Annotated in this window: 9 protein-coding genes; 3 read left to right on the top strand and 6 right to left on the bottom strand. The window is 62.5% G+C overall.

What is annotated here, in order from left to right:
• Positions 1–37 precede the first annotated feature (37 nt).
• Genes FRAAU_RS14000 through FRAAU_RS13980 form a run of 5 tightly spaced genes read right to left on the bottom strand, consistent with a single transcriptional unit; the run spans position 38 to position 12,049 of the window.
• The gene (locus FRAAU_RS14000; RefSeq protein WP_014404169.1) at positions 38–922 is read right to left on the bottom strand and encodes a UDP-3-O-acyl N-acetylglycosamine deacetylase; all 885 of its coding nucleotides are present in this window, start codon (positions 920–922) and stop codon (positions 38–40) included.
• Positions 919–8,475, bottom strand: coding sequence for a type I polyketide synthase (locus FRAAU_RS13995; RefSeq protein WP_014404168.1), 7,557 nt, complete (start codon positions 8,473–8,475; stop codon positions 919–921). Before FRAAU_RS13995 ends, FRAAU_RS14000 begins: the two co-directional genes overlap by 4 nt.
• A gap of 55 nt (positions 8,476–8,530) precedes the next feature.
• The gene (locus tag FRAAU_RS13990; RefSeq protein ID WP_014404167.1) at positions 8,531–10,054 is read right to left on the bottom strand and encodes an LTA synthase family protein; all 1,524 of its coding nucleotides are present in this window, start codon (positions 10,052–10,054) and stop codon (positions 8,531–8,533) included.
• Positions 10,055–10,056: 2 nt separating this feature from the next.
• On the bottom strand, positions 10,057–10,845 hold the full coding sequence (locus FRAAU_RS13985; RefSeq protein WP_041270608.1) for an SDR family NAD(P)-dependent oxidoreductase: 789 nt from the start codon (positions 10,843–10,845) through the stop codon (positions 10,057–10,059).
• Positions 10,835–12,049, bottom strand: coding sequence for a capsule biosynthesis protein (locus FRAAU_RS13980; protein WP_014404165.1), 1,215 nt, complete (start codon positions 12,047–12,049; stop codon positions 10,835–10,837). The genes FRAAU_RS13985 and FRAAU_RS13980 overlap by 11 nt, the downstream gene beginning before the upstream one ends.
• A 213-nt stretch (positions 12,050–12,262) precedes the next feature.
• On the opposite strand from FRAAU_RS13980, the gene FRAAU_RS13975 reads away from it, so the two are divergent.
• The 3 genes from FRAAU_RS13975 to FRAAU_RS13965 are packed head-to-tail and all read left to right on the top strand — an operon-like array spanning position 12,263 to position 14,868.
• A complete protein-coding gene (locus tag FRAAU_RS13975; RefSeq protein ID WP_014404164.1) occupies positions 12,263–13,411 on the top strand; it encodes a KpsE/RkpR family capsule polysaccharide export protein in 1,149 nt (382 codons plus the stop codon).
• A 3-nt stretch (positions 13,412–13,414) separates the two neighbouring features.
• On the top strand, positions 13,415–14,215 hold the full coding sequence (locus tag FRAAU_RS13970) for an ABC transporter permease (protein WP_014404163.1): 801 nt from the start codon (positions 13,415–13,417) through the stop codon (positions 14,213–14,215).
• Positions 14,212–14,868, top strand: coding sequence for an ABC transporter ATP-binding protein (locus tag FRAAU_RS13965; protein ID WP_014404162.1), 657 nt, complete (start codon positions 14,212–14,214; stop codon positions 14,866–14,868). Before FRAAU_RS13970 ends, FRAAU_RS13965 begins: the two co-directional genes overlap by 4 nt.
• Here the strand turns inward: FRAAU_RS13965 and FRAAU_RS13960 are convergent, their stop codons facing one another.
• Positions 14,869–15,954, bottom strand: a complete 1,086-nt coding sequence (locus tag FRAAU_RS13960; protein ID WP_014404161.1) for a WavE lipopolysaccharide synthesis family protein — start codon at positions 15,952–15,954, stop codon at positions 14,869–14,871.
• Positions 15,955–16,113 lie beyond the last annotated feature (159 nt).

Here is a 16,113-nt window from a genome sequence, read left to right as displayed (position 1 = left end):
TTTAGCCACAGCCTTTCAACGAACCTGAACGGCTATATTAAACCCAGCACCAGGATTCAGGTTGCTTCAACAGCGCGGCAGCCAGCTGATAGTTCATTTCATGGCTGGGACGATGAGCCTCGATGCGGCCGAGCAAGGGCGCACCCAGCAAGGCCAGATCACCTACCATGTCCAGCACCCGATGCCGCACGAACTCAGCCGGCAGGCGCATGCCGCCATGCACCGAGCCGCCGATGATGGTGGCCGTGCACGAGGGACGAGCGCCGCGCAGGATCGGCACACCCTTGAGAAATCCGCCGGCAATCGCCGGAATCGCCCATTTCAGTCGCCCGTAAGAGCGTGAAGGGGCGATATCCCGGGCAAAGCTGGTCGGCGTCAGATCACCTTCCCAGCACATCTGGCCGAAGCCCTTCAGATCATTGCGGACTTGCAGCTGATAACTGTCGTGCGGCGCGATCGAGGTATAGCGATTGTCGCCATCACCGACTCGCAGCGGCCGCAGAATCTTGATAAAGCGCTTGGGCACGGCGAAGGCCTGACGGCCGGCATCCCGCAAAAGCTGGATCCAGGGCAGGGCGCTGCCGTCAAGGATCGGCACTTCCTCGGCATCCAGGGTGACCCGTGCATGATCGATTTCGCAGGCCAGCAGGGCTGCCAGCAGATGCTCGGTGGTCCGCACCCGCAGTCCATCAGGGGTCTGCAGGGCGGTGCACAGCGGCTGGGCCAGGCGCAGTCCGGGCTCGGCCTTCAACTCACCCAGCAGGGTTGTCCCCCGCATGCGCCGGAACACGATGCCATGTCCCAGCGGCGCGGGATCGATCTGCAGGCGCACCTTGCGGCCCGTATGCAGGCCGTGACCGTCGACGCTGACCGCGCGGGCCAGCGTCCCCTGATCATCGGACCAGCCGGTCACGGCCGTCACGGAGCGACGGTCTCGATCGGTTCGACCGCTTCCTCGCCAGGCACGTCCAGCGCATGCTGGGCGGCCAGGGCGGCGATCTGGGCCTCCATCGCATTGGCCGGCGCCGGCTCCTGTTCGTCGCCACGTACCGACTTCAGGATCTTCTGGGCCAGGGTATGCACGGTAGCGCCTTCGGCCAGCAGCATCACCGACAGCTTGACCTCGAAGCGCTCTTCGACGGCCATCGCCAGCTCCATGCCCATCAGCGAATCCATGCCCAGTTCCAGCACCGACTGGTGACTTTCGATCTTGGCCGGCGGCAGATGCAGAATCCGGGCGATTTCAGCACGCAGGGTTTCGGTCACCCGTTCCAGGGCCTGTTCGGGTTTGGCCGCCAGCAGTTCCTCGCGCAGGCTTTCGCCTCCGCCATGCGTGGCGTCCTGACCATCCTTGCGGCTGACTTCGGCAAACCGCGCCGAACGGGCGCCCGGCATCACCCGGCTGATCGCGGCCCAGTCCAGCCACAGCACGGCTTCGCCGGCACGGCCTTGATGCAGGACCTGCTCCAGCGCGGCCATGGCCTCGTCGGAGGTGATCGAGCGACCGCCGATACGCGCCTGGATCGATTCGCGGGTCTGGCTGTTGCGGGCCAGGAAGCCGACATCTTCCAGCGGGCCCCAGGCCATGAAACTGGACGCCAGGCCCTGGCTGCGGCGCAGCAGGGTCAGCGATTCCAGATAGGCATTGGCGGCCACATAGTTGGACTGGCCGGGGTTGCCCAGGAAGGTGGTGGCCGAGGAATAGACCACGAAGAAATCCAGGCCCAGGCCACGGGTGGCCTGATGCAGATTCCAGGCACCGGCCACCTTGGGCGCCAGTACCTGGCGGAAGGCTTCGTCATCCAGATTGGTCAGCAGACCGTCGGCCAGGACCATGGCCGAATGCACCAGACCCTTCAACGGGGCTTCGGGGCGATCGATACGGCTGATCAGGGCCTGCACCGAGGCGGCCTCGGTCAGATCGCAGCTTTCCACCTGCACCTCGATGCCGGCCAGCTGCCACATCCGGGTTTCGTGCTGCAGCTCCGGACTGAGCCTGGCGCTGCGGCTGGCCAGCACGATATGGCGGGCGCCGCGGCTGACCAGCCAGCGGGCGGTGGCAAAGCCCAGACCGCTGGTACCACCCATCACCAGATAGCTGGCTGCCGCCGGCAAAGCCATCTCCTGGCTTTCCAGCTGTTCCGGTGCCGGCGCACCTTCGGGGAAGGTCAGCAGGATCTTGCCGATCTGGCGGGCCTGCTGCATATAGCGGAAAGCGTCCTGGGCCTGGTCGGCGCGGAAGGCACGATAAGGCAGCGGGCTCAGCTGACGGTCGGCCAGCAACTGCATGACTTCGGCAAACAGGCGGGCGGTCAGTTCCGGATGCACGCCCATCAGCTGGTCGGCGTCGATGCCGAAATAGCTGATGTTGTTGCGGAACGGACGCAGGCCCAGCGAGGTGTTCTCGTAGAAGTCGCGCTTGCCCAGTTCCAGGAAGCGGCCGAAGGGGCGCAGCACATCGATGCTGCGGACCATGGCTTCACCGGCCAGCGAGTTCAGCACGATGTCGATGCCCTTGCCGTGGGTCAGGCGCAGGATCTCGTCGGCGAACAGCAGACTGCGTGAATCCAGCACATGGTCGGCCCCCAGCAGGCGAACGAATTCGCGCTTCTCCGGGCTGCCGGCGGTGGCGAAGACTTCGGCGCCCAGATGCTTGGCCAGCTGGATGGCGGCAATACCGACACCGCCGGCGCCACCGTGGATCAGCACCTTTTCGCCGGGTCGCAGACGGCCCAGCTCATGCAGGGCGTAATAAGCGGTGAAGAAGGTGGACGGAATCGTCGCCGCCGCCTCGAAGCCGAGGCTGGCCGGCTTGTGGCAGACCGCCGAGGCCGGCGTGCGGACGCGGCTGGCGTAGCAGGCCGGGGCAAAACCGACCACGGCATCGCCGATGCGGTAGCCCTGGACGTCACGGCCCAGCCGCCGGATATGGCCGGACAGTTCCATGCCGATGGTCGGGCCGGCAAAACCGTTTTCGACGGCCTCGTCCGACAGCAGACCCATGGCATACATCACGTCGCGGAAATTCAGACCGACGGCGATGGGCTCGATTTCCACTTCGTCCGGTGCCAGCTCGCGCTCAGGCAGGCTCTGCCATTGCAGATTGCGCAGCGAGCCCGGGGCCTCGAAGCCCAGCACGCTGGGCGGTCGGGTGCCGGCGCTTTCGCGCTGGCGGGCCTCGATGGTGGCGGCATGGCGCATGCGGGCGACATACCGGCCATGGGCGGACAGCACGACTTCATCTTCGCCGGTATCGGCCAGACACTCGCCCAGCAAGGCGGCCACCGGATCCGTCACTTCCGGCAGGATATCCAGCAGCCGGGTATTGAAGGCCGACTGCTCGTTCATCAGCACCCGGCCCAGGCCCCAGGTCGAAGCCTGTTCGGGGCGGATCTGGTCAGGCCTGATCTGTTCAGAGTGCACCTGATGGGCGTCTGCCGGCAGCTCCAGCGCAGCGCCGCCACGGGTGACGACCCACAGTTGCAGCGAACGCTCGGCGGTGACGGGGGGCAGCGCACGCGCCAGCCGGGCCAGTCCGACCGGACCGGCTTCCTGGCGGGCCATGATGGTGGCACCGTCGGTATCGGCCTCGGCGGTCCACAGACTGCCGGCCAGATAGATCAGTTGCGCCGGGGCGGCATTGACCGGCAGGGCCGACAAGGCGGTGGCGGCATCGGCGGCGGCACATTGCACCGCCGTTTGTCCCTGTTCGCGCAGGGCGTCCGCGATGGCGGCACCGAACTGTGCGGCCTCGCCCTGGTCGGCATCCGGTACCAGCAGCAGCCATGACCGCCCGGTGGCGGGAGCGGAGGCCGGCTCGATCCAGGGTTGCCGGGCATAGACCAGCACCGGCTCGCCTTCCAGCGCGTTTTCGCTTTCGCTCAGATGACCGCAGGCTTCGAAGCCGGCCTGTTGCAGCCAGTTTTCGATCAGTGCGGGATCCGGCAGGGCGACGGCGCCGCTCTCGGCACCGAACACGATGTCCTGTAGACGGCCGGACTGGGCCTCGGCCAGCAGCAGACTGCCCCCAGGGACCAGCCAGCCGCGCAAGGCCGCCAGCAGATTACCGGCGGCGGCCACGCCGGTCAGCAGATGGTGACTGATGATCAGGTCGAATTCGGCATTCCGGCCACTGGCCAGACTCAGTTGCGGCGTTTCGGCCAGGCTCAGGGTGGCGGTGTCCAGCAGCGGATAGGCCGAGTCATCGAAGGCCGCCAGCTGCTCGTCGGTTCCGGCCAGTACGTAATCGCAGGCGGCCTGGATTCGTGGATGGGCCGGCCGCGGCAGATGCGATTCCGGTGCCATGATTTCCAGCACCCGCAGCGGGCGCGGCCCGTTCCAGCCGGCGATCAGCGCTTCGATCGCGGCCTGCTGCAGAGCATGGGCATAAGCCCAGGTCGGCGAGCTGTCGTAGTAGTGATCGACCAGGCTGCTGCGGCTGGCGGCCAGCAACTTGGCAGGGGCCAGCTCGCCGCGCAGCAGGGCCGGCAGGGCGGCACCGCAATGGGCGATCAGGGCCAGCTCGGCCGCATGGGCCGGCGACAAGGCCAGCAGGCTGCGCCACAGTTCTTCGATCGGCGGCAGTTCCTCCGTGCCCCACCGCAGCTGATCACCGTCGCGGACCAGCACCTGATCCTGCAGCAGCATATCGACCAGACGGGCGGCAAGCGCCTTCTGTTCAGGCACGATCTCGCCGTCGCCATCCAGCAGATGCACGGCATCGATGGCACGACGGGCATAGGCGGCGGCCAGCACGTCGAGCAAGGGCATCATTTCCTCGCGATGGACCTGGCGCAAAGCCTGATCTTCGCGATGTTCCAGCCGGGCCGAAGCCTGTACCAGCAGATCATGCGGCAGCGGCAACTGCTCGCTGCCGGCGGCGGCGAAGCGGGCACGGGGCACCGCCTCGAATACATAGCGATCCGGCGGTGCATGGCGACGACCGCTGAGATCAGCTCGGCGGAAACGGCACTGGCTGATCTGGGCGATGATGACGCCGTCGGCATCCAGATAGGTGAAGGCCGCAAGCACCGAATGCGGGCTGCGCCGCAGAATGCTGACCCGGACCTGAGCGACGGGTTGACCCCGGCCCAGATAATCGACCCGTCCCATCTGCACCGGCACATAGGCGGCATGGTCATCGCTGTCATCGGCCAGCAAGGCCAGCAAGGGGTGGAAGCCCCCGTCCATCATGGCCGGATGGAACAGGTAATCGCCCAGATGTGGCTGGACGCTGTCCGGCAGCTTCAGCTCGGCCAGGGCTTCCTGGTCATCGATGCGGACCGACTGGATCCAGCGGAAGCCATCACCGAAGGCCAGACCCAGCTGCGCGGCCTGCTGATACAGCTCGGCACCCTCGATCGGCGGCCGGGACTGCAGCCGGGCCAGGCTGGCCAGATCGTAGCGGCTGCCGGGCTTCAGTGCCGGTCCATTGGCCAGCAGCCGACCGGTGACATTCAATACCCACGGCTCGGCCGACATTCGCGCCCGCGTCTCGATGCTGAAGCCCGAGGTACGCGGATCCAGGGTCAGCCGGAACAGCTTGGCTTGCTGCGGCTGGAAGCTGACGGGCGCACGGATTTCCAGGTTTTCCAGGGCGACGGCCTCGGTGCCGAAGCGGATCCGCGCGGCGGCCAAGGCGATTTCGGCATAGCCGGTACCGGGGAACACCACTGCGCCATTGACCACGTGATCGGCAAGCAAGGGCAGCTTGACTGGATCGATCTGGTTTTCCCAGGCGTAGTCGGCGTCCTTCAGGCGATAACCCAGCAGCGGGTGTTCGCGGTGACGGTAGACCAGATCATAGCCTTCGGCCGTGGCCGGCAACTGGTAGTGCTCGCGTTGCCAGGGGTAATGCGGCAGCGCGCTGGCCGGCAGCAGGGCCGTGGTGCCGTAGCTGCGGGCCGGATCCAGGCTGGCGCCGTTGGCGATGATCGCAGCCCAGGCGCGATGCAAGGCCTCGGTCGTGTCGTGGCCGCGTTTCAGGGTCGGCAGCACGCGGCCGGACACCTTGGCTTCTTCCAGCTGCTGGCTGACATAGCTGCGCAGAATGGAATGCGGCCCCACTTCCAGAAACAGGCGATAGCCGGCATCGATCAGGCAGGCACTGGCCTGATCGAACGCGACCGGCTCGCGAATATTGCGCCACCAGTATTCGGCATCCAGTTCGGGCCCGGCCAGTTCGGTCCCGGTGACGGCCGACACAAAGGTCCGCGAGGCCGGACCCGGCTTGAGGCTGGCCAGCTGACCCAGCACCTCCTCACGGATGCCGTCCATCTGACGGCTGTGAAAGGCGTAATCCAGATTCAACAACTGACACAGCCCGCCATCGGCCTTGACCCGGTCACGGATCTGCTCCAACGCGGATTGACTGCCGGCCAGAGTGACCGCGCGCGGGCTGTTGGTACCGGCGATTTCGACATCATCCGCCAGCCCCAGTTCGGCGATCAGGGCCAGCACGGCCTCCTTGCCGAGGCCGACGGCCGCCATCCGGCCCATGCCCCGAGTCTTGCCCTGAGCGATGCTGCGACGCTTGATGACGGTGATGGCCTGTTCCAGGCTCAAGGCGCCGCAGGCCCAGGCAGCGGCGATTTCGCCGACGCTGTGGCCATAGCAGGCGTCGTAGATCAGGCCTTGCTGTTCCAGCACCTTGACCATGCCGTACTGCATGGCGAAAAGGATGGGCTGGGCATGCTCGGTGGCCGCCAGCCAATCCTCGTCGACGCCGGCCTGCATCGCGGCCAGCAGCGAGGAGCTGCCGTCTTGGCACCACAGCCGGTCGAAATCTTCCACGGCGGCTCGATACACCGGGTCCTGGGCCAGCAACTGCTTGCCCATGCCGGCCCACTGCGAACCATTGCCCGAGAAGATCAGCGCCAGCTTGCCGGCCGAGACCGGCGCGTCGCCGCGGACCAGATGATCGGCCTTGTGGCCTTCAGCCAGGCGTTCCAGTGCGGTCAGCCCCTCTTCGACCCGGTCAGGGGTGAGCACGGCCCGATAGTTCAGCCACTGCCGCTTGCGGGCAATGCTTGCGGCCAGGGCCGACCAGTCCATGCCGCTTTCGAGACGCTGCTTGCATTCCAGCGCCAGCGCCTGCAGGGCGGCTTCCGAACGCGCACTGAGAATCAGCGGTGCCAGCTCGGTCGTGTTTGTGTTCGTGGCGGGCGGCGCCGCAGGCGCGGGCCGGGGCGGTGCCTCCTGCACGATCACATGGGCATTGGTGCCGCCGAAGCCGAAGGAATTGATGCCCATCACCAACGGCAGGGCGCTCTGCAGCGGGGTGTAGCGATCGACGACCTGCAGGCCGCTGCGAACAAAGTCGATATTCGGATTAGGTGTCTTGAAGTGGATCGAGGCCGGCACGGCCCGGTGCTTCAGACTGAGTACGGCCTTGATGAGCCCCGCCATGCCCGAGGCGGTTTCCAGATGGCCCAGATTGGTCTTGGCCGAGCCGATCAGCAGCGGCTGGTCCTTGGGCCGGCGCTGGCCGATGATTTCGGCCAGCGCGCGGGCCTCGACCGGATCGCCGACGGCGGTACCCGTGCCATGGGCCTCGATATAGTCCAGTTGCTCCGGGCTGATACCGGCACGCTGATACACCGCCTCCAGCAGGGCGCCCTGGGTATCGCTGGTCGGCACATTGATGCCGCCCTGGGAATGGCCGTCCGAGTTCACCCCCGAGCCCATGATCACGGCATGGATCTCGTCACCGTCGGCAAGGGCCTGCTCCAGATCCTTCAGCAGGACCAGGGCGCCACCTTCGGCGCGGACATAACCGTCACCCGAGGCATCGAAGGCGCGACAACGACCGGTCGGCGACAACATCGAGGCCTTGGAAAAGCCGACAAAGGGGAAGGGATGCAGCAGCAGGTTGACGCCACCCGCCAGGGCGGTGGTGGCATCGCCGCTCTGGATCGCGTTGCAGGCCTGATGCAAGGCTACCAGGGACGATGAGCAGGCCGTGTCGATCGACATGCTGGGGCCACGCAGATCGTACAGGTAGGAAATACGGTTCGAGGCAATGCTGGCGGTATTGCCGGTGGCCGAATAGGCATCGATGATATTCAGATCATCGACGGTACGATCACCGTAGTCGCCACTGGCCACGCCGACGAAAACGGCGTAGTCGCTGCCGGCCATCTCGGCGGGTGTCTTGCCCGAGTGTTCGAAGGTCTCCCAGGCCAGCTCCAGCAGCAATCGCTGCTGCGGGTCCATATGTGCGGCTTCACGCGGAGAAATACCGAAGAAGGCCGCATCAAAGCCCATCACCTGATCCAGCACGCCGGCGGCAAAGGTGTAGCTTTTGCCGGGCTCCTGCTTGGACGGGTGCTGATAGAACTCGGTGCCGAAGCGCGTCGGCGGTACCTGGGTGACAGCGTCGGTCTCGGCGACCAGCAGGTTCCAGTAATCTTCAGGCGTAGCTACACCGCCGGGAAAACGGCAGGCCATACCAATAATTGCAACGGGCTTACTCATTCTTTAATGCTCGGACCTGCGACGTCTATACCAGCGTCATGGGGTAGGAGGGGGATCATAAGGAGGATGGTGAAGCTGAGGCCTGAACCAGTGCTGCCCCAAGCTCACAGGCGTTCAGGTTGCGACGGTGGGGGCCGGCCGCAGCCTTGCTGTGCCAGATAAAATAGTCTGTCACGGATTGCGGCTTGCCCAGACGGGCGAACAGATCGGGCAAGGCAGGCACGTGGTCTCCATAGAAGCAAACGACGGAGGGACGGCTGCGCCGTTGCAGATACTCCAGCAAATCCCCGATCATGGCATCGGCATTCGCAAGATGTCGCAGATACGCCGCAAGATCATTAAGGCGCCCCCCTTCTCCGAAAGCATGATAACGACTGGACTCATTCGGGGATACCTGCTCCAGATGCAAGGGGCCGTGGTTCTCCATGGTGACCGCCATCACGAAGGCCGGCTTGCCGGCAGACTCGGCCTGTTCGAGCTGCGCCATGATCCTGGCCGTCACCGCCCGATCACCGACATAGGGGCCTTGCCGGTCTTCTGCCGAGAAGGCCTTGATATCGATAAACTGCTGAAACTTCAGGCAGGACATGACCCGGTCGCGCCCGAAGAAATCGGCGTGGTACGGGTGCACAAAGCAGGTCCGATAACCTTGATCCAGGTACCAGCCTGCCAGGCTGGGCACTGGATGCCTCACAAAGGCATAGGGGTAATAACAGGCATATCCCTGGGCGGTGGTGGCCAGGCCGGACAGCACTGCAAATTCGGTGCGCATGGTATTGGCACCGAAGGCCGGCACGCTGAGGTCGCCATACGATATGGCTTCGCGCCGGGCCCGGTCAAAGTGCCGCAACAGATCGGAATTCACCTCGGGTCCCAGGCGGCGCGCATCGAAAAAGGATTCGCTCTGGATCAGGATCACATCAGGCCGGACCGTGTCATCCGCCATATCAGCCGATGGCGGCGAGGCAAACGGTCCGTGCTGCAGTGCATGCTGCAGCTGCTGCGCTGTCGCCGGGCGCAGCCCGTTCAATAGCCCGGCATAAAAACTGGCGAAAAATCCCAGTCGGAGCTGATCGGGTATCGGCTCAAGCTGCAAGCGCAGGCAACGCGCCAGCGGTAGCATCAGCAGGCTGACCAGCAGCAAAGCAAGCAAGGCATCAAGGCGGAAACGGGCCGGCTGGGCATGATCCAGGGCGAAGCCAAGGCACAGGATCAGCACCACCAGCACCGTGCGCCACCAGGAGCTGCCGCCCACAAAGGGGAAATACAGCCGGGGGTAACGGATCAGCTGCCGACTCAAAAACAGGTCACTGAAGACCAGCGGCTCCTGCAGCGCATCGACCTTGGCATTGCTGACAAAGACCACCAACGCTGCCATGGCGATGCTCAATACCACCGAAAAACCGATGCGTCCGGTAGCGGCCAGCAGCAGTGCATAGATCTGCGCCGTGGCCAGTGCGTGCAGCAGCAGGCCCACCACCGGCTGCCGCCAGGGCAGGGCCGAGCCGGGACGGGCGCGCGTATCCGAGACAAAGGACAACAGCAGCGCCAACAGATAACCCAGCAGGACAAGCACCACCTTCAGAGGCTCTTGGCCGGGGCCAGCGACAGCCGTTCCAGTATCCAGTCTGCCATTTTGGGCGGCAGCATATTGAGCCAGCGAATGCCCTCGGCCAGCAGGCGCGGAAACATGATTTCGGCCGCACCGGCGCGCAATCTGCACTGGATCAGCGCCGCGGCGCGCTCCGGCGTCCACAGAAACGGCTTTTCGCCGGGGAATACATCACTCATCGCGGTCTTTACGAAGCCTGGGTAAACCAGGCACAAGCTTAGGCCATCTTTGGCTAACAGGGGACGTACCGAATCACCCCAGGCCCGCAGCGCGGCCTTGCTTGCGCAATAGGCTGGCGAAACGGCCATGCCTCGAAAAGCGGCCAGGGAACTGATCAGCACGACCTGGCCACGTTTGCGTGCCCGCATCAGCTCGATGGTCGGCAAAGCCGTATGCAGGCTGCCATACAGGTTGGTATCAATCACCGCGCGGCTGCGGGCCAGGTCTTCCCAGTCCGCATCGTCGGACAAGGTACTGGCCACCCCCGCATTGGCGATCAGCAGATCGATGGGGTGGGCACGGTCAAACTCCGTCAGCCAGGCCGCCAATGGAGCGGCCTGCGTCGCCACATCAAAGCGGCCCGTGACTACAGGGGCACCGCGCTGGCGACACAGCTCGGCCGTGATCGCCAGCCGCTCGGCATCGCGACCGACCAATCCCAGCACCGTCTCCGGCGCAGCATAAGCCAAAGCCAGCGCCTGTCCCAGACCGGCACTGGCACCGGTGATCACCACGTTCCGCGGAAGCTCACGCATCATCGGCCTCCAGTCGCTTGATGATGGCCGGAATCGCCATCTCAATGCCGGTCTTGGAGTAAAAGTCACCATTGATCTGGGTGTGATGCACAACATAGTCCAGAAAAGCGTAGTAAAGCCCCATATCCGGGGGCTCGCCACCCAACCAGAAATCATCCAGCGAGCCATGCCAGGTCAGGCCCGGCATCTTGTAGATGGCCTTGCCCAAGGCCATCAACGGACGGCGATGATGGATCGCCGACAAGCCCACGGTGCTGTTGATCACCACCACGCCTCTGGAATGGTCCAGCAAGGTCGGCAGATGGCCAGCCTCGATATAGCGCAGCCGATCCAACATGCCCAGCTCGTTCGCCAGTTGCGAGGCATAGGCATGATAGTCGTCCAGCCCGGTATCCAGCGGATGGTTCTTGATCACCAGTAGCGCGTCACTGGGCGCATGCGCCACGAACGAACGCATCACCTGCTCGATCGCCTCGCGGATACCGCTGAACGGCGAATGCACCACCACCTGCGAGTCCGAGTTCAGTTGCAGCGGGAACACATAGTAGGGGCGCCGCCCGCTGGCGAGCTCCGCCACCACCTTGTTCGAGTCACGGTCAAAGCCCGGCTGGAGAAATAGCTTGCGCTTGATGAGCCCCTTGTATTCAGTCAGCCCATCGTAAGGTCGGTGGCTCTGGTAATACGGGAACCGCGCTTTCATCCGCTCGTTGGCGATGCGGTAACGGATGTCGTGGTAGGCACGCACGTAGAGGTTGTAGCCCGTTGCAAAGGCAGGCGGTGCTGGTGGCGTGTACTTCCGATGCTCGAGATACCAGGCCGGGTCCTTAGGCAGCAAGGATCGCCCATTGACGCCGTGACGCTCCATGGTCAGCCAGTGCGGCCGTACATAGCCTTCTTCGAAGACGTGCACGCGGACGCCTAGCTCGGCCGCGACGGCATGTACCGGTTGATGCACGGCGCGGCAGTCACCGAACATCAGCAGATCGGTGACAGGCCGGGTGTTCAGCGCGTTACGGTACCAGTCTGCAAGAGCTTCTTCGGTTCCGGCATAGTCATACGCCTCCGATGCGCGGTCCGCATACAACCAGTCGCCGCCGCAGAAGTTGACGCGCAGGGAGGAGGCACGCATCTGGACAAGCTGTTGCTGGATACGGGCAAAGAACGGGGAGGCTGTGCCCTGCAATGCCAGGTACCTACGCTTCTGCATCGAAGGCCACTTTCTCGAGAATCATATGAATTTAACAAATGCCAAGGCCGGACTATACAGCAAGCAAGCTGAGCACACGCCGCACGGGACTTACCGTTGCACGACCTGCGCGGTGCTGCCCGGTATAGAGGGCTTTGGTGCTACCATGAAAGGTCCGGTATACAGTCTGGCAGCCGTTGGCGTGCCAACAATCCCAAGGTTCGGAGTTTCACGATGAGCAAGCTGTTTCCTGCGGCCGCAGATGGACAAGTCCCGAGTCGAGGTGCGCTTGTCTCCGCAAGACTCCGAAAGCTCCCCCCCCTGTTCTATCTGACCGTCGCCCTGCCGGTCGCTCTGGCTATCCTGTATTACGGGTTGATCACTTCCGATGTTTATGTCTCGGAGTCCCGGTTTATCGTCAAGAATCCCTACAAGGCCCAAAGCAGCAGCGTGCTGGCCCAAATGATGGCCGGGGCGGGGAGCGGCAATACGGAAAGTTATGCCGTGGTGGACTACCTCAAGTCCCGCGATGCGCTCGCGCAGTTGAATACTCACAATGCGCTCGCCAATGCCTACTCGCGGCAAGGCGACTGGCTGAGCCGCTATCACACCGGCTGGCACAACACCTTCGAATCGCTGTGGCGCTACTACAAGCGCCGGGTGGTGGATGTGCAGATGGACGATGAGTCCAGCATCATTACCCTCGAGATCGATGCCTTCAATGCACGCGACGCCCATGATTTCAACGAGAAGGCGCTGGAGTTGGGCGAGTCTCTGGTCAACGAGATGAACCGGCGAGCTGCGGATGATGCCGAGGCCTTCTCACAGGGCGAAGTGGATCGAGCCGAGCAGCGCTCGAAAAAGGCGATGGAAGCCCTTGCGGCCTATCGGGCCAAGTCGGCGACCTTCGACCCGGATCGCCAGTCGACCCTGAGTCTGCAGCAGGTAGCTGCGCTGCAGAACCGGCTGTTCGCGGCGGAGACGCAGCTGAGCCAGCTGCAGCAGGTCAGCCCCGCCAATCCGCAGATCCCGCTGATTCGCAGCAGCATCAAGACATTGCAGGAGCAGATCGCAGAGACACGAGGCGGGGTGACTTCCGCCTCCGGCTCCTTGGCGGCGACCTCGACCGAATACACCAATCTGCAGCTGGAAGCTGAGTTCGCGGCCAAGTATCTGGGAGCTGCCATGGGCAACCTGGAGCAGGCACGGGCCCAGGCGCAGAAAAAGCAGATCTATCTTGAGCGCTTGGTGCAGCCGAATCTGCCTGATGAAGCGATCAAGCCCAAGCGGATTCGCGGCATTCTCACGGTGTTGATTGGTGGCTTGGTGCTGTGGGCTGTACTGAGTCTGCTGGTCGAAAGTGTCAATGAGCACCGGGATTGACCGATGACTCTCGGCAAAAGACTGCTTGCCTTTCTCGGGGCACTCAAAATCCAGTGCCGGATTATTCATGCGATTCTGATGCGCGAAATCATTACGCGTTATGGCCGGCATAATATCGGCTTCGCTTGGATGTTTGCCGAGCCGATGATGTTTACGCTGGGTATCGTGGCAATCTGGTCCTATTCCCACGAACTCGGGCGTCAGCACCACATCAGCGTGGCTTCTTTTGCCATTACAGGCTACTCCACCATTTTGAATTGGCGGAATACGGTGAATCGATGCGTTGACTCAGTGGAACCCAACCGCAGCCTGTTGTTTCACCGCAACGTTCGAGTCATTGATGTTTTCTGGGCGCGGATCCTGCTTGAACTGGGTGGAATCACGCTGTCATCGGTCATGATTTTTACGGCCTTTGTTGCCATGGGGTGGATAGATCCACCATCTGACCTTTTGAAGATGTTGGGTGGATGGGCTTTGCTGTGTTGGTATTCAACGGCGATGGCGATGCTGATTGGCGGTCTTACTGAGTACAGTGAACTTGTGGACAAGATTTGGCATCCTCTGGCCTATTTTCAGTTGCCACTATCTGGAGCATTTGTGATGGCGAGCTGGCTGCCACCGCAGCTACGGAAAGTCGTGATGATCTTTCCGGTGCCGCATACGGTTGAACTGTTCCGCAGTGGTTATTACGGCCCCTCAGTCAAGGCCATTTATGATGTGAACTATGTCGTAATCATCTGTTCGATCATCACGCTGCTGGCGCTGTTTGTTGTGCGCGACATCTCTCATAGGTCGGACAAATGACGGCACTGACCCTGACCAATGTCAGCAAACGCTACCGGATGTCCCATGGCTGGAGAACCGTGCTGGATCGGGTCAATCTGACCATCCACAAGGGGGAGCGCGTCGGGATTCTGGGGCGTAACGGTGCTGGCAAGTCGACCATGATTCGCCTGATAGGTGGCGCCGACCTCCCCAGTGACGGTCAGATCGTAAGAGGCATGAGTGTTTCCTGGCCGATTGCTTTTGCAGGCGGTTTTCAGGGCAGTCTTACTGGCATCGACAATCTGCGTTTTATCTGCAGGGTCTACAATGCTGACTACCGCGCAGCCTTGCCTTTTATCGAGTCTTTTACGGAGCTGGGCCGCTATCTGCGCGAGCCGGTGAAGACCTATTCCAGCGGCATGATGGCCAAGCTCGGTTTCGCGATATCCATGGCCATCGAGTTCGACTGCTTTCTTATCGATGAAGTGCTGGCCGTCGGTGACGAGCGTTTCCAGAACAAATGCCGCCAGGCCTTGTTTGAAGAGCGTGGTGACCGGGCCATGATCATGGTGTCGCACGACCCCTGGATGATCAAATCCTATTGCAATCGGGCCAGCGTGCTTGAAAACGGGGTTCTGCATCATTTTGACAATGTCGATGATGCCTACCATTTCTACAGCAGGGACACATGATCAGCCTGGGCCGAGTAACGCCTTGTAGAGCCGCGTCAGAGGTCGCCATATCCTGCGAAACCAGGCCGACTGCCTGAACCGGACTTTGCGCTCGAGCCGGATGGCGTTGCGCTGCCAAGCTTGCTTCAGAACGAGGCGCTGCTGCGGATCGGCTTGGATATAATGGTCGACGGCCTGCTGGCTGAGACACTCCAGGCGAGTATAGACGCTCATTCGACTGATGATGTCTTGGTACTTGTCGATATAGGCGTGGATTTCCTTGAGATTCACGACGTGATAATTGGCTGCCAGGATGGCCATGGACTCCTCCTGGCTGGCTGGATCATTGAACTGGTTCAGCTGCAGTGCCGGAAAGCATTTTTTGAAGACAGGAAAGCTGACCCACTGCTCAGGAGCCAGCCGGGTAAAAAATCTTCTCTCGACATCATTCGAGCGCGTTGGTAGCGGCTCGAATTTGTACCAGGCGGCATCCATCAGCGGAAGATAACCGACTTCATTCCATATTTTCCGCAAATCGTCGCTCAGGCCAAACTGAAACCAGTCACTGAAATGAAAAGGCATGCGCGACAGCGTCATCGGGTTCAGCGTGAACACTTCGCCGATCATGATGCGTTGCGTAAAGATGGCCCATTGATTGTTCGAAGTGTCGGAATGAGTATGGTAGATATCCAGAAAATTTCGGCTGCAGAATACAAGATCATTACGGATTCGGAGCGTATAGCGCCGCCCGACCGCCGCCAGTCCTGTCTTGGCGGCTGAAATCATCAGATTGACGTTATTGTCGCCGGGGCTGTCTGACTTCATCCCTGGCAGCGGCGCCTGATAGGGCGCGAACAAGGCCTTGACCTGAAACCGTTCCAGTTGTTGTTGCATCTGCCCCATGGAGGGTGCACCGGCATGGGGGAGTTGGTCGGGAAGATCACAGCTGCTGATCACCAGCACAAGCTCAGCGTGTGGGAACAGGCGTCGCCAGGTACTGAGATTCCTCAGGATCTGCGACAAATTCCGCTGACTGATGCCGCCTTGCAGCAGGATGGAAATATCGGAGTCGGAGATCGGGGCGTGAGCCAGGGGTTCGGTCGGCATGTATCAGCTATATGGGTCAAGACGACGAGACATTGGAGGCGAGGGGCACGGAAGCCGAAGGACGTGATCATCGAAGGCATGACCTGGCTGAACTGCATCCGGGCCGGCGCCGTGAGCACATTTTCTTGCCAGCATACATCATGTAAAGTCCTTACCAGA

The organism is Frateuria aurantia DSM 6220, assembly GCF_000242255.2.
Classification (GTDB): Bacteria; Pseudomonadota; Gammaproteobacteria; order Xanthomonadales; family Rhodanobacteraceae; genus Frateuria; species Frateuria aurantia.
The sequence above is the reverse complement of the archived record's forward strand: the minus strand, read 5'-3'. Positions and strand labels throughout refer to the sequence as shown.